The following is a 21,181-nucleotide window of genomic DNA, read 5'->3' on the forward strand; positions in this document are numbered from 1 at the left end:
ACGTATCTATTTCCATTCATGTACAAACCTTTTCTAACAACAGCCCTGCTGGCCTCACTGGCGCTGGGTTGCGGCGTAAAAAGTAAAAACGTCGACGAGAATACCACCGCCGCAACGCTACCTACCGAGACCAGTGCCAGTTCAACGTCTGCTACTACTGAAGGCGAAGCGGCGAACGTACCTGCGGCTAGTCCAGCGGTGGTGCCAGCCGGCAAGATTGCCGATGCAGCCACGATTCTAAGTCGCAAGCAGGTGCCCATTTTGTGTTACCACCAGATTCGGGACTGGCGCGGCACCGACTCAAAAACCGCTAAAGATTACATCTGTCCAACGAGCATATTTACCCAACAGATGCAGATGCTGGCCGACAGTGGCTATAACGCCATCACCGCTGACCAGCTCTATGCGTACCTGACCACCGGTGCCGCCCTGCCCGACAAACCGGTGTTCCTAACCTTCGATGATGGCGATCTGGACCAGTATGAAAATGCCCTGCCCGTGCTGGACAAGCACAAATTCAAAGCGATGTTTGGCATTATGACGGTGGCCATCGGTCGCCGGGGCAAGCAGCCGTATATGGACAAAACGCAGATCAAAGACCTGGCTGACCGGGGGCATGAAGTGAGCTGCCACACCTGGGATCACCACAATACGAAGAAATACACCGCCGCCGACTGGGTAACGCAGGCTGTAGAGCCCAAGAAGAAACTGGAAGATATTACGGGCAAACCGGTGAAGTACTTCGTGTACCCGTTTGGCCTCTGGAACCACGAAGCCGCCGCCGAATTGCAGAAACTGGGCTATCTGGCGTCGTTCCAGCTATCGGAGAAAAAGCGCGACGAGCAATTCCCACTCCAAAGCGTCCGCCGCATCATCGCCAGCGGCTATTGGTCGCCAAAAACGTTGCACAACGCGATGGTAGGCAGCTTTAAGGGATAGGTAGTAGGAATCAGCGTATACCCCCAACCCCCTGAAGGGGGCTAATGCTCTGCCGGAGGTACGCTTCCGAATGGTTTAGCCCCCTTCAGGGGGTTGGGGGTATACGCTAATTACTCCTATTTCCTTCCAATATAAAAGAAATCCAGGCTACCGGCGGGGTCCTGGCTGACGGTGTAATCGGTGTAGTTGATTTGCGAAGCGAGGCCATCCTGTTGAAGTAACCGGTTGCGGTTCAGGCGGTTCATCAGATCATATGGAATCTGGAGCAGGCGGCGGGGCAGGCGGTGTTGCAGGTCGAGCAAATCCCAGCGCGTCAGCTTTTCAACCGATGCCTTGTTCTGGGCGTAGTAGGTCATCACCTTTTCGTTGCCGTGAATACCCTTGGTGTCAACCGTTGGGAAGTACTTGCGCATCAGGTTCTTTAGCTCATCGGCTACGTACTCGCGCACGTGCCAGGGGTTGCGCGTCAGCGAGAACGTTTTGTTCACCGTTGTGAGCAGCAATTGCCCGCCCGGTTTCAGCACCCGGTAACATTCCTTCACAAACAGATCGTCGTTTTCGATATGCTCGATCACCTGAAACGTTACGATGTAATCGAACGTATTGTCGGGCAGGCCGCTCAGGGGCGGAATATTCGCCTGAATAAATGTCGATTTCGGGTATGCTTTCCCAAGTTCATTAATTAGCTCGGCGTTTTTATCGATGCCCGTATACTGATCGGCCGCCTCGGTGAGCAAATGCAGGCCACGCCCCCAGCCGCAGCCGATTTCGAGTACGTTGCCGCTGACGATCCGGGCCGCTTCGGTGTAAGGAAACAGCAGCCGTTGATGAACGGGATTGTCCGACGCAATGTCGGCGGAGGTGATTTCCGTGGTCTTGTACATAATAGGACAAAAATACGACGATTTAAGCCACAGAGTTACACCGAGGTGGCACGGAGTTGCCCAGAGTTTTGTTGTCGGTTTATCTTAACTCGTTCATCCAGGTGTCCTTCCCTGCTTTCAACGCAGAGCGCGGGGGTCCACAAACTAGTATTTATCGAATGATCACAATCCGCGAACGGCCGATTACCCATTGGTTGCCCATTACAAAGAAAGAGGTTGAACAGCGAGGCTGGGACGAGGTAGACGTTATTTTGATTTCGGGCGACGCCTACGTCGATCACCCGTCGTTTGGCACCGCCGTCATTGGGCGAATCATTGAAAGTGAAGGCTTTAGAGTGGCCATCATCCCACAACCCAACTGGCGCGACGACCTGCGTGATTTCAAAAAACTGGGTAAGCCCAAGTATTTTTTCGGCGTAACGGCTGGTTGTATGGATTCGATGGTGAACCATTACACCGCCAACAAACGGCTTCGTTCCAACGATAGTTATACGCCCGGCGGTGAAGCTGGTTTCCGACCCGATTACGCCACCACGGTGTATACCAAAATTCTTAAAGAGATTTACCCCGATGTGCCTGTGCTCATTGGCGGCATCGAAGCGTCGCTCCGTCGGGTAACCCATTACGACTACTGGCAGGATCGCCTGATGCCAACGATTCTCGAAGATTCGGGGGCCGATCTGCTCGTGTACGGCATGGGCGAACAACCACTGCGCGAGATTCTGCGGCTGGTAAAAAGTGGCGTTCCGCTCAACCAGGTACGTGAGGTGAACCAGATTGCGTACATGGACGACACTACGAATGTACCTGAACACGAAAGCTGGAGCACCGTTTCGCTGGCGAGCCATGAAGTGTGTTTGCAGGACAAACTGAAATACGCCGCCAATTTCAAGATCGTCGAAGTAGAGTCGAATAAATGGCAGGCGAACCGGATTCTGCAAAAAGTGGGCAACCGCACATTGGTGATCAATCCGCCGTTCAAGACAATGGACGAAGCCGAGATGGACAAGTCGTTCGACCTGCCCTACACGCGCCTCCCCCACCCCAAATACAAAAACCGGGGACCCATTCCGGCCTACGACATGATCAAGTTCTCGGTGAATATGCACCGGGGCTGTTTTGGCGGTTGTAGTTTCTGTACGATTTCGGCCCATCAGGGCAAATTCGTGGCGTCGCGCTCGGAGGAGTCGATCATGAAAGAGGTCGATGAGATTGCGAAACATCCCGAGTTTAAAGGCTACATTTCTGATCTGGGCGGCCCCTCGGCCAACATGTACCGAATGAAGGGCAAAGACGAGTCGATCTGTGCCCGTTGCCAGGCACCGAGTTGCATCAATCCGGTGATCTGCTCAAATCTGGATACGTCGCACAAACCGCTGACCAGCATCTACCAGAAAGTAGACGCACACCCCGATATCAAAAAGGCGTTTGTTGGCTCCGGGGTACGTTACGATTTGCTGGTCGACGATTTCAATAAGAACAACGCCGACGGCAACCATGACGAGTACATGGAGCAACTGGTAACGCGCCACGTATCGGGCCGGTTGAAAGTCGCGCCTGAACATACCTCCGACGCCACGTTGAAGGTGATGCGGAAGCCGTCGTTCAAATATTTCAGGAAGTTCAAGGAAAAATACGACCAGATTCAGGACAAGCACAACCTGAACCAGCCCCTGATTCCGTACTTTATTAGCTCGCATCCCGGCTGTGAAGAACAGGACATGGCCAACCTCGCGGCTGAAACGAAGGATCTCGGTTTCCGGCTGGAACAGGTGCAGGACTTCACCCCTACCCCAATGACGGTGGCCGAGGTGATCTATTACACGGGTGTTCACCCCTACACGTTGCAGCCAGTTCACACGGCCAAGACCAAGGAGGAAAAGCAGAACCAGAACAATTATTTCTTCTGGTACAAAAACGAGTTCAGAGGCTGGATCAAAAACCGGCTCGCCAAACTGGGCCGCCCCGACCTTGCTAAGAAATTGTTGAGCGATACCCGCGCTGACGCAATAGAGATGCCCGAGATTAAAAAGTCGAAAAATAAATTCCGGAAGTTCAGGAATTAATGGCCTGGTGATTTGCTTACGCTTTGAACGTGGTAACCAAACGAAACGGACCGGGTTATTCGTTTAGCTAACAGCCGCATACAGTTAGTGGGTGACCTTGGTTGTTTATGAGTACTGTTCAACAACTGATTACCTATCAGAAACGTATGACCACTTATGACATTGAATTGATTCATGCGTAGTTACCTTTTACTTCCGATACTGGCATTGATGGCGGCCTGTGCCCCGCAGAAGCCACAGTTCCCTATGCCCGACCGGTCGGCAACGGCGCAGCAACCGGCACGTACCCGGCCTATCTCGTCGGACCCGACACCGTCACGGCCAAACCCGAACACACGGCCAGCCCCGTCTACGCCCGTTAGTAATGCGCCTATTACCCCGGAGCAACCCAGAAGCGAATGGACCGTTACGGCCGTTAAGGGCAAGTTTCTGGCCATCGACACCACGGCAATCCGGGTTTATCTCCATATATCAACCAATCAGCCTAACGGAAAACCCATGTCGGTTGAGACGTTTCGCGAACGGTTCATTGCCAACTACGTCATCTACCCCGATTATAACAACCGGGAGCGGTTGGGATACGGAAACGTTCCGCTCACGCCCGAATCGGTGACGCCTGTTGGCGATAAGCTGATGCTCACCTTCACGTTGAACAGGCCCAAGGGAGCAACCAACGCCATTCTGCTGACTGAGATTTCGGAAACGGGTACGGGCAAAAAAGCGCTGAACGATTTACCCCTGCGGTTTAAACCCACCAAACTTTCGGATCAGTTTGCCGTTTTCGACGCCGCCGGTCGACTACCTCAATTGCGCAACTTTGTACGGTCGCAGGACACCGTGATGATTCGTGATGTGTCGGGAACAAAGAAAGCCCTGTACGTCTACCGCTATAAACACGAATTCGACCCGGCGCTGCCACCAATGACCTCGACCCAACGGCCCGCCCCACGCACCCTGCTGATCGACACAACGATGGTAGTGTCGACCAACGAGCCTATTCGGCTACCCGGCGAAGGGCTGTATTATTTCGTGGCCGACACAACCGATCAGTTTGGCATTGGCCTGATGGCAACCGATATGCGGTTCCCAAAAATGACCCGCCCCGAACGCCTCGTGAAGCCGTTACTTTATATGAGTACGGGTACCGAAATAGCCGAATTGAATACGACCAAAGAAGCCAAGAAAGCCCTCGACCGATACTGGTTATCCTTGATGGCGGGTAATGAAGAAGTGGCCAAACAGGCCATACGGGCCTATTATACACGTGTAGAAGACGCCAATCAACTGTTCACTACTTATAAGGAAGGGTGGAAAACGGACAAAGGCATGATCTACATTATTCTGGGTTCGCCCGACCGGGTGCAGCGTAGCCGCGACCGGGAGGTGTGGGTCTATAACCGACGGAATAACTTGTCGGAAGTGAATTTTACCTTTAATAGAAAGCAAAATCAATTTGTCGAGGACCATTATGAACTGGTGCGCTACAGCGAATATCAGCCCATTTGGTACCCAATAGTCGAAGCATGGAGAACCGGCGCAATTCGCGAGTAAATACAGATACCAATCGTTCCGACGAGTCATTTGATGACGGCCGTCCCCGCGATTTTACCCGGCCCTCAGAGCCTCAGTCAGGCGCAGCAGAACGCTCAGACTCACCCGTAGGCCGGTCGCGCCCGGCAGCCAGGCAGGACGTACCTGAACAGGGCACGCCTGAGCGCAAACCGTTCAATCGGTCAGTGCCCACGTCAGATCGCCCCTCCGGTCGCTCATTTGATCGCCGCCGCGAAGAAGGCCGCGGCCCCTACAGTAAACCCGCCCGCGAAGAATCCGACGATCACCTGACCTCAGACCGTCCCACTTCCGATCGTCCCGAACGGTCGACTTCAGATGGCCCGCGCCAGTCAGGACCCCGTCAGTCGGGTGGACGTCCACCCCGTTCAGGCGGCTATGACAAGCCTCGCCCGGAATTCCGGCCGGAGTCCGACGAGATGGTATATGGTATTCAGTCAGTGATCGAGACCCTGCGTTCCGGTCAGCAGATTGACAAGCTGTACATGGAGAAGGAGTTAAGCAACCCTGATATTCAGACACTTGCCTTCCAAAACCGCGTTACGATTCAGCGTGTTCCCGTTGAAAAACTCGACCGCCTGACTCGTAAAAATCATCAGGGGGTTGTGTGTCTGGTAGCTGCTGTTCAATACGTGAAACTGTCGAACGTGATGGCCGATGTACACGAACGCGGTGAAGTTCCCTTCCTGCTCCTGCTCGACCGCATCACTGACGTTCGCAATTTCGGAGCCATTGCCCGTACGGCCGAATGTGCGGGTGTACAGTGCATTGTTATTCCCGGAAAAGGCTCGGCGGCCATCAACTCAGATGCCATGAAAACCTCGTCGGGTGCCTTGAACCATATCTCGGTTTGCCGCGAATTCGATCTGGTCGATACCATCAAGTTCTTACAGAAATCGGGTGTTCAGGTAATTGCCTGCACCGAGAAGTCGCACCGCGATCTGTACGCTAAAACAAGTGAGCTGCAAGGTCCACTTGCCATTGTCATGGGCTCGGAAGATGACGGTATTTCGCCGGAGATCCTACGGGTGGTCGATAACCATGTTAAGATTCCGCTCCTTGGCGAAGTAGGTTCGCTCAACGTATCCGTCGCCACGGGCGTGGTGCTGTACGAGGTAGTCCGTCAGCGGGCACTAGAAGAGTAAGCAACGTACTTGGATACAACAAAAAAGGCGACGGTTCCTGAACCGTCGCCTTTTTTGTTGTATCTGTCCTGCTTTTTTAGACAGAGAGAAGGGCAGCATACAGTCAAATTATTTTTTTAATCCAACACCGGCACCACCTTATCGAGGTTGTAGAAGATGATGTCTTCGTTGCCGTTTTCGTCTTCGTTGAGCATCATACCGACGATGGCGTTTTTCTGGATGCGACCCGACAAAATTTCTTTCGACAGGGCGTTCAGAATCCGGCGTTGCATCACCCGTTTCAGCGGACGCGCCCCGAAAACGGGATCGTAGCCTTCGCGGGCAATGAAGTCGAGCACTTCGGGGTCGGCCTCGAGTACCATACCCTGCTCGGCCAGGCGGTGCTGAATCTGCTTGAACTGGATCTCCATGATCTTGCGGATCTCGCGCTTCGTCAGCGGCTGGAACATCACCAGTTCGTCGATCCGGTTCAGGAATTCGGGACGCACAGTCTGTTTCAGCAGTTCGAACACCTCTTCTTTAGTCTTCTCGATCACTTGCTCCCGGTTGCTGCTGTCGATGGCTTCAAACCGCTCACGGATAATTTGCGAACCGATGTTCGAGGTCATGATGATGATCGTGTTCTTGAAGTTGGCCACACGTCCTTTATTGTCGGTCAGGCGGCCATCGTCGAGCACTTGCAACAGAATATTGAACACGTCGGGGTGCGCCTTTTCAATCTCATCGAGCAGAATGACGCTGTAGGGTTTCCGGCGCACGGCTTCGGTTAGCTGCCCACCTTCATCGTAGCCAACGTACCCAGGAGGGGCACCAATCAGGCGGCTCACGGCGTGGCGTTCCTGATACTCACTCATGTCGATGCGGACCAGTGCGTTTTCGTCGTTGAACAGAAAATCGGCCAGGGCGCGGGCCAGTTCAGTTTTACCCACGCCGGTTGTACCCAGGAAGATAAACGACCCGATTGGCCGTTTGGGGTCCTGCATCCCGGCGCGGCTCCGACGAACGGCATCGGCCACCACCTCGATAGCTTCTTCCTGACCAGCAACCCGCTTGCCCAGTTCAGCTTCCAGAAACAGCAATTTATCGCGCTCCGACTGCACCATGCGGCTCATCGGAATGCCCGTCCACTTGGCCACCACTTCGGCAATATCTTCGGCATTCACCTCCTCCTGCATCATCCGGTCGGCCCCGTCGCCTGTGTTGGCAGTTTGGGTCGCGTTCAGTTTGGCTTCGAGTTCGGGAATACGACCGTAGCGAATCTCGGCCACCTTGCCATAATCGCCCGCGCGTTCGGCCTGTTCAGCTTCGAAGCGTAGCTGGTCGAGTTGCTCCTTGGCCGTGCGACTTTCGTTGACCGATGCCTTTTCGGTTTCCCATTTGGCCCGCAGTTCGTTACGCTCGTCGCTGAGATCAGCAATCTGCTTGTTGAGCACGGTTTCTTTATCACGGTCATTTTCGCGGCGGATGGCTTCGCGCTCAATCTCCAGTTGCATGATCCGGCGGTTCAGTTCATCGAGTTCTTCGGGCACCGAATCCATTTCCAGCCGGAGTTTCGCGGCCGCTTCGTCCATCAGGTCGATGGCTTTATCAGGCAGAAAACGGTCGCTGATATAGCGGTTCGACAGTTCAACGGCGGCAATCACGGCGTCGTCTTTGATACGTACCCCGTGGTGCAGTTCATACTTGTCTTTGATACCGCGCAGAATCGAAATCGCGTCAGGTACGTCCGGTTCATCCACAATAACCGCCTGGAAACGGCGCTCAAGGGCTTTATCTTTCTCGATATACTTCTGGTATTCCTTCAGCGTAGTGGCGCCAATTGCGTGTAGTTCGCCACGCGCCAGGGCTGGTTTCAGCAGGTTGGCGGCATCCATAGCGCCTTCGCCACCGCCGCCCGCGCCAACGAGCGTATGAATTTCATCAATGAACAGGATGATCTCCCCTTCCGAGTCGGTCACCTCCTTGATCACCGATTTCAGGCGTTCTTCAAACTCACCTTTATATTTGGCCCCGGCCACGAGCAGACCCATATCGAGCGATACGATGATCTTCGATTTCAGGTTCTCAGGTACGTCGCCCTGCACGATTCGCTGGGCCAGCCCTTCCACAATCGCGGTTTTACCAACGCCCGGCTCACCCAGTAAAATCGGGTTATTTTTGGTTCGGCGGCTCAGAATCTGAAGCACCCGCCGAATCTCTTCGTCACGGCCAATCACCGGGTCGATTTTACCCGCGCTGGCCCGTTCGTTGAGGTTAATGCTATAGCGTTCCAGCGACTGGTAGGTCGCTTCTGCGTTTTGATTTTTCACAGGATTATTTTTACCCCGAAGGGCCTTAATAGCGTCTTTCAGCGTTTTTTCAGAAAAACCAATATCTTTTAACAACGTAGCGACGGCGTCTTTTCCACCAACCAGCCCCAGCAGCATTAGTTCGACGCTGACATAATCATCGCCAAACTCTTTCAGGAAACCTGTTGAGCGTTGCAGTGCCGCATTGAGGTCGCCGCCCAGGTAAATGCCCTGCTGCGTTTCGCCGCTTACCACTACTTTCGGGTAACCGGATACGATGGCGTTCAGTGCCAAGTTCAGCCGACTGATATCGGTACCGACGGTTTTAGCCAGGTAACCAACGGTATTTGGGTCTTCGTCGAGAATGGCTTTCAGCACATGCCCGGTTTCAACGGTTTGTTGCTGATTGCCCTGCGCAATCTGGGCCGCCTGCTGTACGACCTCCTGCGCTTTTATGGTGTAATTCTTAAAGTCCATGGTTTAGTACGATACTGTTATCAACTACTAAACAAATCTCGCGCCGCGCTGTTTTTCCGGTCAAAATGGCCGAAAAATAAGGATTCTGGCCAAAATTATGTCAAAATGGCAACGCGAACGTACCTGAATCGTCAAAAATAAACGCCGCCCTACAGACGAGTAGAGCGGCGTTTATCAAACCGACAAAGACTGAGCGGCCTTGTTTGAACCCTTACAGATTCAGGGTTATCCTCCCATCAGCATCTTGCCGGTCAGTTCCTGCTCGATGGTGATGTAGCCGGGGTAATTCACGGCCTTGTTAAACATGTCGATCGTTGGTTTGATCTTGATGGTCACCTTCGTGGGTGTGCTGCCCTGCTCACCGCTCAGGTTGCGGAACACGTTCGTAAACGCATCGCGGGTAGCCGGGTCGGTCAGCAGGTCGTAGGCGTTGGTTTTCAGATGAACTGGCACAATGGTTTTGCCACCCGCAGATGGCACCTCAATGCGCTGGTTGATAAACCCATTCGCCAGTTCTTTTCCCGCCAGTAACACCTTGTATTCCAACTGGTTCAGGGCGGCCAGCTTAAGCGTTGGGTTCGTTATTTCCAGGTTGATCTTAGCACCAAACGGAATATTACGCGTCAGCAGGCCAGCCGCGAGGCGTGGGTATTTGATCGGATTGAAATCTTCCAGTTTGCGGATATTCCGAAACTCCCGGACGTCGTAGCCCGCAATGAGCATACTGTCGGCCGAAACGATATTGTATTTGCAGTCGCCTAAGGCCTTGGCTTCGCCGATCTGGCGGCTAACACCGCACTGATAAAAAATAGCTGGCAGAGCCAGTAGCGCAAAAAGCACGATTTTCTTCATAATTAATTCCGTGTCAACGGTAAAGATGCTGTATTGATTAGAGCAGAAAGAGACGTTTAAGGTTTAAATGTCGGTGAATATCTCTTTCCCTGCCCACATTCTATAACTAAGCAACCTCATTTGTGGTTGAAACTATCGTCTTTTGCACCCAAATCGCCATTCAACTTCATGTACCGTATTCTTGTCACCTCCTTTTTTTGCTTCTCTCTACTGGCCTGCCAGGACCCATCGCCAACACCGGTTCAGTTTAGCACCGAACCAACCCAAACAAAGATTGATGCCGATCAGATCGACGAAGCATCGGGTATTGCCGACAGCCGGAGTATGCCAGGTACGTTGTGGGTGGAAGAAGACGGCGGCAATCCGAACCAACTGGCACTTTTAGGCTACGATGGGCATATCAGAGGCAGGATAACCATTCCCAATTCAACTAACCGCGACTGGGAAGACATGACCATCGGCCCCGGCCCCCAGGCGAATGTCAACTACCTCTACATTGGTGAGATCGGCGATAATAGTGCGCAGTACGGCCAATACGCCATTTACCGCTTACCAGAGCCTAAAAACCTGACCGACGCCGTTGGACCGGTAGAGAAGATCAACTTTAAATACCCCGATGGCCCCCGCGATGCTGAAACGCTGCTATGCGACCCGCAGACAAAAGATCTTTACATTGTCTCGAAGCGGGAAACAAAGGTGCATCTCTACCGCCTGGCCTATCCGCAAAGCACGACTGAACTACGAACGGCCGAACTCCTGGGCGAACTGCCTTACACATACGTAACCGGCGGCGCTTTTTCGCCCGATGGGTCAGAGGTGGTGATACGTACCTACACCAACATCTTTTACTGGAGCCGCAAAAGCGGGCAATCCGTTGCCGATGCCATGCAGCTAACCGCCTCGCGTGACCTTCCTTACCGCCTTGAACCGCAGGGTGAAGCCATCTGCTTCGACCGCGAGAACAAAGGTTATTTTACGCTAAGCGAAAAGGCAAACGGCGTGAATCCCACCTTGAATTATTACCTGAGAAAGTGATATTGGCTCGAGTCGCACCTGGCATCAGCCAGATGGTCGGGCAAGTGATCGATTCGTTGAAACAGAACCTCAAGCAGCCTGTTTTATTTACGACACGCTGCTGCCGTGCGCGACTTAATCCATCGTTTATCAACTTATGAAAGCTGCTGTTATCGGAGCCGGTATTGCGGGAATTGCTTCATCGATTCGGCTAGCTGTGACTGGCTATGCAGTCGATGTGTTCGAGGCGAATACGTACCCGGGCGGCAAGCTTTCGACGTTTGAACATCGGACATCCGACGGTGGCGTTTACCGGTTCGACGCGGGTCCATCGCTATTCACCATGCCCGATCTGGTCGATGACCTTTTCCGGCTGGCCGGTCGCAATCCGGCTGATTATTTCGAGTACATCCGCCTCGACGAAACGTGCCGCTACTTCTGGGACGACGGCACCCGCCTGACCGCCTGGGCCGACCATACCCGTTTTGCGGCCGAAGTGGAAACGGTTCTTGGTGAACCCGGTCAACATCTGCTTGACCAACTGGCCGATAGCGCGCTAAAATACGACGTAACTGAAAAACTATTCCTGCAAAAATCGCTGCACAAGCTGGGTACGTGGTTGGGTCGTGATGCGCTTCGTGGGTACGTTAATCTGCCTAAGCTGGGCGTTTTTGGCACTATGAACGCCGCTAACGAACGCCGTTTTCAGCATCCAAAGCTGGTTCAGTTATTCAACCGGTATGCTACATACAATGGCTCAGACCCCTACCAGACGCCGGCGACCCTGAACATCATTCCCCATCTGGAGTACAATATCGGCGCGTTTTTTCCGAAGAAAGGGATGGTTAGCATCACCGATAGTCTGGTGAAACTGGCTACCGAACTGGGGGTACGTTTCCACTTCAACAGGCGGGTAGACGAGATCGTGACGGAGGGAAACCGTGTGATTGGTCTCCGGGCAACGAGCATGAACCCTGAGGATGAGCATCCATCACCCTCGACCCGTCCCCAAATTACGACCCCGTTCGACCTCGTCGTGTCGAACATGGATGTGGTGAATGCCTTTCGGAAGTTGCTGCCCCACGCTAAACAGCCGGAGCGTATTCTGCGACAACCAAAATCGAGTTCAGGGCTGATATTCTATTGGGGAATCAAGCGAACGTTTCCAGAATTGGATCTGCACAATATCTTCTTCAGCAACGACTACCGGGCCGAATTCGACCATCTGTTTCAGCAGAATAAACTATACGACGACCCAACTATTTACCTGAATATCACCTCGAAACACAAGGCCGACGACGCGCCGACGAGTTGCGAAAACTGGTTTATCCTGCTCAACGCCCCCAACAACACCGGTCAGGACTGGGATGCGGTTATCGCCGAAGCCCGGCAGAACGTGATCCGCAAGTTGAGCCACGTGCTTGGCGTCGATGTAGAGCCCCTTATTGAAACGGAAAGTCTTCTTGATCCGCGCAGCATTGAGGCACGTACCTCAAGTTCGCAGGGGGCGCTGTATGGCAATAGCAGCAACAACCGGTTTGCGGCTTTCCTGCGCCACGCCAACTTCTCGCACCAATTCGAGAACCTGTATTTCGTGGGTGGCAGCGTTCATCCGGGTGGAGGCATTCCGCTTTGCCTGCTATCGGCAAAGATTGCCACAGGGTTGATTCACGCTTAAGCTAATCCGCGCTTAATGGCTTCCATGACCAGTCCCTGTCGACTTTTCACACCCAATTTTTCGAATACCGCCTCACGGTATCCGTCTACCGTTCGGGGACTAACGCACATCTTATCAGCGATTTCCACGTAGGTCAGTTCGCTACAGGCAAGCTTCACGAAGGTTTTTTCCCGGTCGTTGAGTCCATGAGTAGGGTTTGGGGCAAGTGTACTAGCAGGACGATTCAATTGGGCCAGTAGTCGTTCTGTAAGAAAAGCAGTGGTATACATTCCCTTATCACGGATGTCGTTTAAGGCTACGAGCAGTTCATCCGGTTTGCTTCCTTTGAGGAGGTAGCCTCTGGCTCCATTCTGCATCATGGTCACTACCGTTTGGTCATCATCAAGCATTGATAGAGCCAGTACCAGCACCGATGGATACTGTTCACGGAGGGCGCCAGCCGTTTCGGCCCCATTCATACCCGGCATATTTACGTCCAGGAGAATAATATCCGGTATTCCTTTTTCAGGTATTTGTTTAAACAGGTCATGGCCATTTTCGGCACAGAAAAGGACCTTATACGTCTCGAACCGGTTGACCAGACCAGCCAACGCCTGAGCTAGTAAGTGATGATCATCAACAATCGCAACGGTAGTTTTCATCTTGCCTGCAAGCCAGTGTAGGCTAGCAAGTTAACACGCCTTATCACTTAAAATCAATACACGATTCAGGGTATATATTATTTGGTTGTTAATGCCATTCAACACTTCTTCTAAGTGGGTGGCTGTCATCAATCGGGTTTACCTTCGGGATAGTCATCAGCACAGTAGTTCCCTGTTGTTGCCCACCCGACTGCCAGGTACACGTACCTCCCAGTAAGCTTGCCCGTCGCCGCAAGTTATAGACCCCCTGTCCGGCACCGGAAAGTGAGCGGGCTTCTACACTGGCCATTGAGAAGCCCGCTCCCTGATCGCTCACCCTGATGGTCAGGTAATCTGATTTGTAATCGAGTACCAGCGCAATGGGGGTGCCGGGTGCGTGTTTAAGGGCGTTGTTGAGTGCTTCCTGTACCATGCGTAGCAGGATAATCTCTGTTTGTGGCCCCATAGAATATGGTTCACCCAACACCTTCATAACTGACTGCTGTGCCGCCCCTGCCCGATTGATTCGATCTAATTCAAGATCGAGGCAGGCCCTCAGGCCAAACCTGGTGATGGTATCGGTACTGAGTGATTTTGACAGACTACGCACATCAGCAACCAGTGTGGCCGTATGGGTAAGCAACTCGGTCACCGAGGCGTGAAATGGCGTCTGCTGCGTATCCTCGTGCAGGCAGTTTAAATGCAACCAAACAACAGACAGCATCTGCCCCACATGGTCATGCAAATCTTCGGCTACCTGCTGGAATGTCTGATTCTGCGTTTCAATCTGGGCTGTCAGGATGGTTCGTTCATATGCATCGCGTAGTTCGGCCTTTTCAAGTAAATTTTGCCGCTGCCTCTCTTTGAAGAAAATCAAAAAAATAATGATCAAGCCACACAGGAGCAGTAGGATGAATGTTCCAGCCAGTAAGACAATAATTAATTGCGCTTTACCAGGTTGCATAACGTAGCGACAATATATGCCGAGTATAAGATAATATTTAACGTCGGCATAATTAGTTGATAAAACATATTAGCCAACGCTATATCAACATCACGCAGTAATGAGTAAAGGCCCATAACAAAAAAAGAGCCCATGCAAAAAATAAAAAAACCACTGCTAATCCAAAACAACGGAAGTCGGGTTAAATGAATAGTCGTAGTACTTATATAAAGCTCATAGTAGTACCAGCCAGTGCTGAGAACAAACAAGAAACACCTCAGCAAAAAAGAATAATTATAGGGTAACAGGTTGCCATAGCCAATTATATGTATAAGGCCAAACCCGATAAAAAGACCAATACTACTATATGCAATAATCCGTGCATTGCCTGATTCGTATTGGCTACCAATAAGCCAGGTATAGAAGCCATATTCAACCATAATTACCAGGCTGTATATATAAGTAGCATTTATATGAAGCGATGCTTCATATGTGAAATACAACTCAGACAATAGATTGATAAGCAAGTAGATCCATTGAAATCTCAACTGGATACTTTCTTTGCGCCAGAGCAGTAAAGCCAGTAAGCAAGCCGCCGCATTTGTTAAGTAATATAATATATATAAAACCATCTAGTGCGGCGGCTCAAATTATACAGGCTCTAAATTAGTAATTTTCGTTCCGCCGGTTGGCGGTGGTGACCCGCAACATTCCAGCGCATTTTCCGGAAAAAGCTGCGGGTCCAGACTAACAATATCGTCTCGGTCGCCGTCATAACAAACCATAGCCAGTGAGATCGCGCTTTTAGGGTTGTCCAGCGGAAAATCTTCCAGAATAAAATAGACACGTACCCCTTCGCAACCAGGCGATGCAATCAACTGCTTTATTTTTTCGAGCGGAAACTCAAGGCAGTAGGGCGCAGAAGGTGTACCATTTTTTACCTGTCTTGTGTAATTGCTCAGCGGTCTTGCTTCCCGAAACGCCTTGATGCGTTTAGCTACACTGGCGGGGTCGTTGGGGCAATCACTGGAGATAGGTAACAGGATTGTTTTCTTCGATGATGTTGTCATCCCGATAATTAGTTAGTGAGCTACAAAGCTGGGTACGTTACCAGAGGATCGCTACGGGGAATTCCCCGTATTTATATGGGTTAAAACCCCCGGCCCATTCAGGCATTCTTCACCCTTGCTGTTTAAGGTCAGCCAGCTACTTTTGGATGATTTCTATCCACACCTTTTTTTATTAGCTGCTTATGAAATGGTTTGTCACACTACTGTTGGCAGGTCTGATTGCGAAAGGGCATGCGCAAACGACGTATCGGGTGTCGTTTACTAAAGAAGCCCGGTTGACAAGGATTTCAACATCCGCATTGCCCGGTATAAGTGCCTACCCGACCTGCCTAACTGGCAACAACCTGGTCATTGATAAATCGACGATTGGTAAGCCGGCTTCAGCGTTTATCGACAGCATCCAGGAATTATACAAGCAGTTAAGCGTGCCTTATCTGGCTACCCGCCCACCCGCAAAAGACCTGCGCGGAAACCTGCTCTACATAACCAGCAGCTATATTGACTATCAGCTTGGCAGGTTGAAACCAGCCATTGATTCCAGAAGAAAAGCAGGTCAATGGGTGGTATTTCAGTATAGACCCAGTTACGAGTTTCTGCCGCTTGAGCTGGCAGACACCAATCAGATTATAAGCGTAAACAGCTCAATCCACCCCAAGGGTATTCCTGGCCAGACAGCCGATCAGGCCATTCTATCATTGGCAGGCGTTACCGATTCGGTCAGGTACAGCATCGTACGCCGGGAAATGGATAATGACATTATCACCCAACACCTGGCCGCAACGCATCAGATGTACAAGGGTATTCCGGCTTCGTATGGCCCCCTGCTGCGCGAAGCCCGACAGCAATATGAACGCTACAATCCGGCCATTCAAAGCCTGCTAGTTCAGGATACTCTCCGGGTTCAGGATAGCCTCCAGTATGGCGTTCCTGTTCCGTATAACCCAAAGGTAGTGGATCTACTAGTTACGCTGGGGCAGCTTCCCAAGCAGCTCCTGAGCATGGAAGAGCGGGTGTTAAAAGACAACACGCCCTGGATTCAGCGTTGGCTCTGGTATACCGGCGGTAAGATCCGGCTCAATCCCTTCGATGTTTTCGACCCTACACTTCCACTACGTCAGGTGGACACAGACCTGCGCACAGCCAACGAACGCCTTAAACGGCTGACAGAGCAGTATGGCTCTCCTGATGAGGAAGAACTAACCAGGCAGGTTGAAGAAGCACAGGCCCTGGAAAACCGGAAAACCGTTCTGACGGCCCTCAAACCCCGCTACGACAGTTGGATAAAGGCCCGGTCGGTGAGCCAGACCATGCTTTACCGGGGCGTATGGCATACATCTGTAGACACAACGATTCGATGGCTCCACCATGTCGACGCCACGACTAACTTCACCCGCATCGGGTCACCCAATACGGCTAACCTGCCCGATATGGTAGCCCAGCAGGATGAAGTCATGGTATATGTGCATAATGTGCAGGCAGACGACAAACTATCGCTGACCTCAAGCCGCACCGATTTCACGCCACAAACCCGGCTGGAAACAGACCTGGGAGAGATTTCTGCCCAGTTTAGCAAAGCCACCAAAGTACTGGCAAAAGGAATACTTGGCCTGGTTGGCAACCTCATTGCCCCCGCCGCACCCAGTACTACCTCAGAGGATACAAAGTATTTTTCACAACTGGCAGCAACGGTGGAAAAAAAGTCCAGCCTCACTCGTAATCGCCGGACCAACGAACGGGTACAAACCAGTGAGATACTTGAGCTTCTAAAAAACAATAAACCACCTGCGCCCGCTCCGGTCCTCAGCCAAAAGGCAGCTTTTCTTGCTGCGCTAAAAGGGGAGATCGATACTTGGCTGGCCAGTCTTAATACGCCTTCTTCGGCAGACACGAGTCTGCATAATGACAGTCAGCTTTTTATTAATGAGTTAAAAAGAAGCACTGAGGCTGAGTTCTTACAGTTCACAAATCAGGTGTATGGGGAGCGGGACATGGCGGGCTATCAACAGGTACTGACTGAGTTTAACCAAAGTCAGGCGTCGCTGCTCTGGTTGCTGGAACAAACCGACCCGCCTCTGGCTATTAAAATGGAACCCGGCAACGTACCTGCCTCACGCACCGTAGCCCTGCGCGTTGAGCGGCGGCTAGACGTGAGCGAGTCCAGTAAGGTGAGCTATCAGTTGTTTCGCAACGACGGAAAAGAATCAGTAGCCGACGGCCTCTACAAGAAATACAAACAGGTACGGGTGTTGCCCACTATTGGCGTAGGCTACGTACCTGAGTACCGTACAGCCAGTATATTTGACGAAGGCACCGGACAATTCAAAACCGGCACTACCTATACCAATGTGGAGGCTTTCCTGGGCGTAAAATGGTATGCACCGATCTTTGGCAAAAAAACGAATCCGGCCCGCACCATCGACACCCGGAGTCTGATCCACGATACAATGGGTAGCAGGGCCAACAGGCTGCGGGGAAATTCGTTTGTGAATACACTCTTTCTAACGGCCGGTTTGGGGGTGTCGCATGATTTTCTGCGAAACTATTATGTCGGCTTCGGGGGCGATATCGTTCCCGGCCTGAGCATTCACATGGGTAGCAATTTCCTGTTCCGCAATTATTATCAACTCGACAAAGGTAAAATTTTGAATCAGCAGGAACGTCCGGTTGGGTATTTGTACGTATCCCTCAGTGTTGATCCGGGAATAGCAGGCAGCCTGATCAAAATTTTCACCGGACAATAGCCATGAAAAAGTTACACCTCCTGTACCTGGCCGCTACTGTACTGGCTGGATCGTGCAAACAAAACGACGACCTGAAACTGTATAATCAAAGCGAAATAAGTGGGCGGGCCATACTCGTCAATACGGATGCTGACATACCACCAGTCAATGCTGCCAAAGCCACCATCATGCTGGTCGACGGTAGCCAGCCAACGCGTTACCTGTACAGTGTCACGGCTGGTGATGATGGTAAGTTTATTCTGCCCTACCAGCCCGAACGCCCATCGGCTGTCAGCCTGGTAGCCCGCTATACTGATAAGACTAATCTGCTTTACGAAGGCACCTATCCTCTTGATGCCCTTCCGGTTGCCGATAGCCGGGGCGATAGAGAAGTTGAGCTGTCGCCACAATACAAAAAAGGAAACCTGAAAGTGACCGTCAGTAGCCCGGACGGAACCACTGGGCTGGTTGGGGCTATGGTCTATCTGTTTGCCAATGCAACGCAGGCCAACTCATTCAGTACCAGCTCGCTACAGGGTGCTTTAAAACAGCTACCAACCAACGCAAAAGGCACAGCCTTTTTTGACGGCCTGGATGACGGAGTGTATTGGGTAGCCAGTAAATTAGACACGCTGTTGACGCCAGTCACCTCCACAACAATCGCATTCAACAAAACAATAACGACTGCGCTCCCCCTTACCTCAAAACCGGCCAAAACGCCTGTACAGGTACACGAGTTGATTGTCAACGTGAAGGATAGCTCCAGCGAGCCACTGGTGGGCTTCCAGGTTCACCTGTTTACCAATAAGATACAGGCCGATTCGGTGGTAAACACCAATCCGCCATTGGGTGCCATCAAAACGACCTCAACCTCTGCCAACGGTCAGGCCAGATTTAGTCCGGTAGACGTAGGCACAACGTATTATATCAAGGTGGTTGGTAAAATAGGGCAGCAACTGAAAGTGGCACCCACTTCTAAAATAATCATCGCAAAAGATCCCCTTACCACTACTTTTCCTATAATCGTCAACTAACTTATGTCTATCTGGCTCATTCTCTTCTACATCTGCCTGGCCGGCACAGTCGGTGGAGTTATCAATGCGCTGATCAATCGAAGCGGATTTGAGCTGCCCAAATTTGTAAAGATAGAAGGCGTAACGGTCTACAAACCAGGGTTGCTGGGCAATATGCTGGTCAGCGCGGCGGCGGCGGGCGTGTCGTGGGGACTATACGGGCCGCTATCCAGCTACGCCATCGGTACGTTGGAAACGGCGCAGGAATCACCAACCGTAACGATAGGTCAACTGATGGGTGCGGTACTGGTTGGTACGGCGGGCGCCAAATGGTTCACCTCGGAAATTGACCGCGAAACGTGGCGCGCCACGGCCGTAAAAGCCGCCGGCCAACCCGCCGACGCCAGCAAGAGTAAAGCCCTGTCGCTGGCAACACCGATGGAAGCGCTGAATCTGGTGAAGTAATTAGCGAGCGGCAACGCAGAAACGGAGCCAACCTGGTACATTGGCACATGCCCCGTTTATACCTACCCCGCCCGCTTCATCTTGCCCTCTTCTGCGTGCTGCTCGCGGCTTTGCCAGCCTGCCAGCGAGCGTACAAGGCCCCAATCGACACCCTACAGAAAAGTACCGCCGATGCAACCAGGGCCATTACAACCTATTACACGGCCCTGAATCAACAGGAGCGTGATCTTTATTTCCTGACGTTATTGCTCAACCCCAATGAGCGCGTCGAAGAGGTTACGGCCCAGGGAAAAGAAACGCCGCTCCTGGCCGACTCCTTCGATCCGGTTGCCATTCAGGCGCGTATTGCCCTCATAACCCAGTTGGCTACCTATGCCGATCGGCTCTCGGCGCTGGCGGGCAATGAAGCCCCCAAAGAGCTGCGTACCAGCCTGATGGCGTTGGGTAGCAGCCTGGCAAACGTACAGACTACGTTTGCCGATCTGGCCCGCAACCGCGCCGACGAGCAAGCTACCGCCTACATATCACCCCTCTCAACGCTGATCGCCGTGGTGGGCGAAGCAGCGTTGATCAAACGCAGGGACAAGGCCATTCAAAAAGCCATTTTAGATGGGGAGGCACCGATCAATCAGATCCTTGATTTCCTGACGAAAGACCTAAATAAATACGTCTTTCTGGCGCAGAAAACGGGCGATGATCAGAAACTCACCCAGTTGATGGTCGCCTATAATACGCTGGCCAATCGCAAGGCCATTCCCCGCGATGAGTTGAAAAAGCGGCTTGACGAGATTCAGCGGGCCGCTGAACAACTCCGCCTTACCCGAACCAACCGCCCATCGGATGTGCTGCGGGTGCTGAAAAAAGCGCATGTCGCCCTGGTTGGCGTAGCCAAGTCGACCACCACGTTTCAGCAGTTCCAGACGTCCGTGTTGGCCTACGAAACGCAGGTCGATCTGTTTCTGAAAGCGGCCCAGCGTATCAACGAACTCCGCAAAGCCGATCATCCCTAGCAACGTACCCAACCTTTGACGAGAACGTACCCAGCCATGAAAAAGATTGATACGGAACAACTGGCCGGAGCCGCCCAAAAAAGCTTTACGCTCGCCCGCGACGGTCGCCTCTCCACGACCGACCAGGCCAGTATGCTTACCCAGGGAATGCGGCTGCGGGCGTCGCTGATCAGCGCGCTATCGGTTGAATTTGCGGATAGCGTTAAGCAGGTAGATGACGCCAATCAACAACTGACTGACCTGAATAAAAGCCTTCTAGACACGGTTACGGCCATCACAAACATTGCCGACACCATTAAGCAGGCCGCTTCTGCCGCGTCGTTACTGGAAAAATTGCTGAAGAAAGCAGTGTCTGTTTTATAAAAACAGCCTGCCGGAACTATCATGGCGGCAGAAAAGTTAACACTGTTATAGAATCTAACACCACC

17 protein-coding genes are annotated in these 21,181 nt (G+C 52.2%); 11 read left to right on the forward strand and 6 right to left on the reverse strand.

The genetic code is table 11. The features are described from left to right. Positions 1-18: 18 nt before the first annotated feature. A complete protein-coding gene (locus tag ACFE8Q_RS07000; RefSeq protein WP_375444655.1) occupies positions 19-939 on the forward strand; it encodes a polysaccharide deacetylase family protein in 921 nt (306 codons plus the stop codon). 116 nt (positions 940-1,055) lie between these two features. Here ACFE8Q_RS07000 and ACFE8Q_RS07005 read toward each other — a convergent pair whose 3' ends face one another. Next, positions 1,056-1,823 carry a class I SAM-dependent methyltransferase gene (locus ACFE8Q_RS07005; protein WP_375444656.1) on the reverse strand — a complete coding sequence of 256 codons (768 nt, stop codon included), beginning with the start codon at positions 1,821-1,823 and terminating at the stop codon, positions 1,056-1,058. 158 nt (positions 1,824-1,981) lie between these two features. Here ACFE8Q_RS07005 and ACFE8Q_RS07010 point away from each other — a divergent pair, with 158 nt between their 5' ends. From ACFE8Q_RS07010 to rlmB, 3 genes are all read left to right on the forward strand, one after another. Continuing rightward, positions 1,982-3,889, forward strand: coding sequence for a YgiQ family radical SAM protein (locus ACFE8Q_RS07010; protein ID WP_375444657.1), 1,908 nt, complete (start codon positions 1,982-1,984; stop codon positions 3,887-3,889). Positions 3,890-4,063: 174 nt separating this feature from the next. Continuing rightward, positions 4,064-5,440, forward strand: a complete 1,377-nt coding sequence (locus tag ACFE8Q_RS07015; RefSeq protein ID WP_375444658.1) for a GWxTD domain-containing protein — start codon at positions 4,064-4,066, stop codon at positions 5,438-5,440. Continuing rightward, a complete protein-coding gene (gene rlmB / locus ACFE8Q_RS07020) occupies positions 5,413-6,603 on the forward strand; it encodes a 23S rRNA (guanosine(2251)-2'-O)-methyltransferase RlmB (protein ID WP_375444659.1) in 1,191 nt (396 codons plus the stop codon). The genes ACFE8Q_RS07015 and rlmB overlap by 28 nt, the downstream gene beginning before the upstream one ends. A 116-nt stretch (positions 6,604-6,719) precedes the next feature. On the opposite strand, the gene clpB is transcribed toward rlmB, so the two are convergent. Beyond that, positions 6,720-9,368 (reverse strand): ATP-dependent chaperone ClpB, encoded by a 2,649-nt coding sequence (gene clpB / locus ACFE8Q_RS07025; RefSeq protein ID WP_375444660.1) that lies wholly within the window; start codon positions 9,366-9,368, stop codon positions 6,720-6,722. Between the two features lie 225 nt (positions 9,369-9,593). Further along, on the reverse strand, positions 9,594-10,220 hold the full coding sequence (locus tag ACFE8Q_RS07030) for a hypothetical protein (protein ID WP_375444661.1): 627 nt from the start codon (positions 10,218-10,220) through the stop codon (positions 9,594-9,596). A 168-nt stretch (positions 10,221-10,388) separates the two neighbouring features. On the opposite strand from ACFE8Q_RS07030, the gene ACFE8Q_RS07035 reads away from it, so the two are divergent. Then, a complete protein-coding gene (locus ACFE8Q_RS07035; protein ID WP_375444662.1) occupies positions 10,389-11,255 on the forward strand; it encodes a PE-PGRS family protein in 867 nt (288 codons plus the stop codon). 136 nt (positions 11,256-11,391) lie between these two features. After that, a complete protein-coding gene (gene crtD, locus ACFE8Q_RS07040) occupies positions 11,392-12,912 on the forward strand; it encodes a 1-hydroxycarotenoid 3,4-desaturase CrtD (protein ID WP_375444663.1) in 1,521 nt (506 codons plus the stop codon). On the opposite strand, the gene ACFE8Q_RS07045 is transcribed toward crtD, so the two are convergent. The 3 genes from ACFE8Q_RS07045 to ACFE8Q_RS07055 all read right to left on the reverse strand — a co-directional run bounded on the left by ACFE8Q_RS07045 (position 12,909) and on the right by ACFE8Q_RS07055 (position 15,545). Continuing rightward, positions 12,909-13,553: a response regulator gene (locus tag ACFE8Q_RS07045; RefSeq protein ID WP_375444664.1), complete on the reverse strand. Its 645-nt coding sequence runs from the start codon at positions 13,551-13,553 to the stop codon at positions 12,909-12,911. The genes crtD and ACFE8Q_RS07045 overlap by 4 nt on opposite strands. An 88-nt stretch (positions 13,554-13,641) precedes the next feature. After that, positions 13,642-14,496, reverse strand: coding sequence for a sensor histidine kinase (locus ACFE8Q_RS07050; RefSeq protein ID WP_375444665.1), 855 nt, complete (start codon positions 14,494-14,496; stop codon positions 13,642-13,644). A gap of 629 nt (positions 14,497-15,125) precedes the next feature. After that, on the reverse strand, positions 15,126-15,545 hold the full coding sequence (locus tag ACFE8Q_RS07055) for a hypothetical protein (RefSeq protein ID WP_375444666.1): 420 nt from the start codon (positions 15,543-15,545) through the stop codon (positions 15,126-15,128). Positions 15,546-15,727: 182 nt separating this feature from the next. Here ACFE8Q_RS07055 and ACFE8Q_RS07060 point away from each other — a divergent pair, with 182 nt between their 5' ends. The 5 genes from ACFE8Q_RS07060 to ACFE8Q_RS07080 are packed head-to-tail and all read left to right on the forward strand — an operon-like array spanning position 15,728 to position 21,116. After that, positions 15,728-18,286: a hypothetical protein gene (locus ACFE8Q_RS07060; protein WP_375444667.1), complete on the forward strand. Its 2,559-nt coding sequence runs from the start codon at positions 15,728-15,730 to the stop codon at positions 18,284-18,286. Positions 18,287-18,288: 2 nt separating this feature from the next. Next, positions 18,289-19,299: a hypothetical protein gene (locus ACFE8Q_RS07065; protein ID WP_375444668.1), complete on the forward strand. Its 1,011-nt coding sequence runs from the start codon at positions 18,289-18,291 to the stop codon at positions 19,297-19,299. A 3-nt stretch (positions 19,300-19,302) separates the two neighbouring features. Further along, positions 19,303-19,743, forward strand: coding sequence for a hypothetical protein (locus ACFE8Q_RS07070; RefSeq protein WP_375444669.1), 441 nt, complete (start codon positions 19,303-19,305; stop codon positions 19,741-19,743). A gap of 47 nt (positions 19,744-19,790) precedes the next feature. Beyond that, entirely contained in the window at positions 19,791-20,753 is a 963-nt protein-coding gene (locus ACFE8Q_RS07075; protein ID WP_375444670.1) for a hypothetical protein, read from the forward strand. 36 nt (positions 20,754-20,789) lie between these two features. Next, the gene (locus tag ACFE8Q_RS07080; RefSeq protein ID WP_375444671.1) at positions 20,790-21,116 is read left to right on the forward strand and encodes a hypothetical protein; all 327 of its coding nucleotides are present in this window, start codon (positions 20,790-20,792) and stop codon (positions 21,114-21,116) included. Positions 21,117-21,181: the final 65 nt, after the last annotated feature.

The organism is uncultured Fibrella sp. (assembly GCF_964250085.1).
Classification (GTDB): Bacteria; Bacteroidota; Bacteroidia; order Cytophagales; family Spirosomataceae; genus Fibrella.

Excerpts from the sequence above, each read along its gene's own strand:
- ACFE8Q_RS07000 (WP_375444655.1), top strand. The coding sequence starts at position 19 with ATGTACAAACCTTTTCTAACAACAGCCCTGCTGGCCTCACTGGCGCTG.
- ACFE8Q_RS07005 (WP_375444656.1), bottom strand. The coding sequence starts at position 1,823 with ATGTACAAGACCACGGAAATCACCTCCGCCGACATTGCGTCGGACAAT.
- ACFE8Q_RS07010 (WP_375444657.1), top strand. The coding sequence starts at position 1,982 with ATGATCACAATCCGCGAACGGCCGATTACCCATTGGTTGCCCATTACA.
- ACFE8Q_RS07015 (WP_375444658.1), top strand. The coding sequence starts at position 4,064 with ATGCGTAGTTACCTTTTACTTCCGATACTGGCATTGATGGCGGCCTGT.
- rlmB (WP_375444659.1), top strand. The coding sequence starts at position 5,413 with ATGGAGAACCGGCGCAATTCGCGAGTAAATACAGATACCAATCGTTCC.
- clpB (WP_375444660.1), bottom strand. The coding sequence starts at position 9,368 with ATGGACTTTAAGAATTACACCATAAAAGCGCAGGAGGTCGTACAGCAG.
- ACFE8Q_RS07030 (WP_375444661.1), bottom strand. The coding sequence starts at position 10,220 with ATGAAGAAAATCGTGCTTTTTGCGCTACTGGCTCTGCCAGCTATTTTT.
- ACFE8Q_RS07035 (WP_375444662.1), top strand. The coding sequence starts at position 10,389 with ATGTACCGTATTCTTGTCACCTCCTTTTTTTGCTTCTCTCTACTGGCC.
- crtD (WP_375444663.1), top strand. The coding sequence starts at position 11,392 with ATGAAAGCTGCTGTTATCGGAGCCGGTATTGCGGGAATTGCTTCATCG.
- ACFE8Q_RS07045 (WP_375444664.1), bottom strand. The coding sequence starts at position 13,553 with ATGAAAACTACCGTTGCGATTGTTGATGATCATCACTTACTAGCTCAG.
- ACFE8Q_RS07050 (WP_375444665.1), bottom strand. The coding sequence starts at position 14,496 with ATGCAACCTGGTAAAGCGCAATTAATTATTGTCTTACTGGCTGGAACA.
- ACFE8Q_RS07055 (WP_375444666.1), bottom strand. The coding sequence starts at position 15,545 with ATGACAACATCATCGAAGAAAACAATCCTGTTACCTATCTCCAGTGAT.
- ACFE8Q_RS07060 (WP_375444667.1), top strand. The coding sequence starts at position 15,728 with ATGAAATGGTTTGTCACACTACTGTTGGCAGGTCTGATTGCGAAAGGG.
- ACFE8Q_RS07065 (WP_375444668.1), top strand. The coding sequence starts at position 18,289 with ATGAAAAAGTTACACCTCCTGTACCTGGCCGCTACTGTACTGGCTGGA.
- ACFE8Q_RS07070 (WP_375444669.1), top strand. The coding sequence starts at position 19,303 with ATGTCTATCTGGCTCATTCTCTTCTACATCTGCCTGGCCGGCACAGTC.
- ACFE8Q_RS07075 (WP_375444670.1), top strand. The coding sequence starts at position 19,791 with ATGCCCCGTTTATACCTACCCCGCCCGCTTCATCTTGCCCTCTTCTGC.
- ACFE8Q_RS07080 (WP_375444671.1), top strand. The coding sequence starts at position 20,790 with ATGAAAAAGATTGATACGGAACAACTGGCCGGAGCCGCCCAAAAAAGC.